Origin of the sequence: Streptomyces sp. UNOB3_S3 (assembly GCF_020740895.1) — a bacterium.
GTDB lineage: Bacteria > Actinomycetota > Actinomycetes > Streptomycetales > Streptomycetaceae > Streptomyces.
The window spans coordinates 1-1,438 of record NZ_JAILXP010000684.1 but is presented as its reverse complement, the minus strand read 5'-3'; the positions used below and the strand labels follow the sequence as shown (position 1 = coordinate 1,438).

General features: G+C 67.1%; 1 protein-coding gene. It reads right to left on the bottom strand.

Annotated features, from left to right (window positions below; genetic code table 11):
* Positions 1-108: 108 nt before the first annotated feature.
* Positions 109-1,438, bottom strand: a 1,330-nt coding sequence (locus tag K6I33_RS35010) for a PQQ-binding-like beta-propeller repeat protein (protein ID WP_229358825.1), incomplete at its 5' end; no start/stop codon positions are given.

The window sequence follows — 1,438 nt, the reverse complement described above, 5'->3', positions numbered from 1 at the left end:
GGGCTGGAGGGGTGGCAAGGGGTAGGGCGGCTGCTGCTGTTGAGACATCGGTTTTCTCCACCGGAATAAGCACAGAAGGGAGGGAATCGCAGGCCGAGCGTGCGGCGGTCAGCTGAACGACAGCGCCAGGTGCTCATTCCTGTTGTTCGGGTCACCGAAGATGAAAAGCCTGTCGTCCTCGAAGTACACCTGGCCCATGAACGCGACGTTCCGTTCCTCTTCGGCGCTCTCCGCCGGCATGCGTTTGATGACCGTCGCCGTTCCGTCGCGCGGGTCGAGCGTGACGAGCTTTCCGCCTTCTCCCGACTGGGCGATCTGGTAGACCAGTGGCCGGTCGCCGACGAATCCGAGGGGCGTGCCGACCCGGTTCCCCCCGGCCTTGCTCTCCCAGCGTTTCTCTCCGTTGGCCAGGTCGATGGCGATGATGCGGTTCTCCTGGGTGTGATCCGCCGTCTCCTGGCCCTGGCTCGCCAGGTAGACCGTGTCCTTCCGGACGATGGCGTCGAACGCGTTGCCGTTGCCCGTCAGCGAGATGATGGCCCTGGTCCGGCCCTCCGGGCTGATGCTGATCAGGTCCGTGATCTCGTCCGACCGGTCCCTGCGGCTGACCGAGACGACGACCGGGTCCACGGAGGGGACTCCTCTGACCTCGAGCCCGTCCGGCACCTTCCAGGTCCACTCCTCCTTGCCCGTGGCCGGGTCGATCCGCTGGACGAACGCGCGACCGTCGCCCAAGGAGCATCCGAGTACGGAGAGCAAGACCTTCCCGTCCGTCGAGGCCCGGTGCTCCATGCAGTTGTCGCTCACCCGGAGCTTGGGGTGGTCCAGGACCCGGCCGTCGTCGGCCGCGAACGTCGCCGATTCACTCGACCCCATGACCTTCACCTTGCCCCGGAACATCAGGATCTGCGGATCGCCGTAGTCCGTGTTGAGCGGGTTGTTGAGAGGAAGAGGCACATCCCACTTCTTGCGCCCGCTTCCGAGGTCCACGGCCATGAGGCTGTTGCAGTCGTCGCCGGTCTTCGAGGTCTTCGAGTACAGGACGGCCACCACGTCGCCGTCGGGCCGGTGCGCGGCAGCGCAGAGCACTCCCGGCAGCGGGATGTTCCACCGCTCCGTACCCTTCCGGACGTCGTAGGCGGTGATGTCACGCGCCCGCGTCCGGATCACATCGCCGTGAGCGAACCAGGTGACCGGTTTCTTGGGGGTGCCGTTGGCCTCGGTGTCCTTGTCCTTGTCGGGATTCCGTACGAGCCAGTCCAGGCGGGTGTCCACACGGGCCGGCGCCGACGGCTTCGCCTTCGGCCCGGGCTTCTCGCCGGTCTTCCCCCAGAGCAGCCAGCCGCCGGCACCAAGGCCCGCGATCAGAGTCAGCGCGAGGACGATGAGCAGGGCCTTGCGCCGTGCGCGCCCACTACCGCCCCGCCCACTACCGCCC